This is a genomic window from Flavobacterium anseongense (genome assembly GCF_021608185.1).
In the GTDB taxonomy this organism is placed as follows: Bacteria; Bacteroidota; Bacteroidia; order Flavobacteriales; family Flavobacteriaceae; genus Flavobacterium; species Flavobacterium anseongense.
Genome location: NZ_JAKIHN010000034.1, coordinates 1 through 318, shown reverse-complemented (window position 1 = coordinate 318; position 318 = coordinate 1). Strand labels below are relative to the sequence as shown.

Sequence of the window (318 nt, the reverse complement as noted above, 5' to 3'; positions counted from 1 at the left end):
TGGTTATACGGTAACCGGCGCCTTTAGCGATACACAGGTTATTACGGTGACAGTAGAAGGTTATGGAGCACCGGATTATCAGTACAGTTTGGATGACGGACCAAGACAGGATAGTAATGTTTTTGAGGGCGTTAGCATGGGTACGCACGTTATCCATGTTTGGGATGCCAAAGGCAATATTGCCTACAGTTGTGAGGAGTTAGTTATAAATGAGGTTTATATTATTGATTATCCGCATTACTTTACTCCGAATGGAGACGGCATTCATGATACTTGGAATGTTGTTGGATTAGATGAGGCAAAAATCTTCATCTTTGA

The 318-nt window shown here is 41.5% G+C and carries 1 protein-coding gene; it reads left to right on the top strand.

The features are described from left to right. Positions 1 to 318 (top strand): T9SS type B sorting domain-containing protein (locus L1S35_RS13235; RefSeq protein WP_236401463.1); only part of this gene is annotated, 318 nt, incomplete at both ends.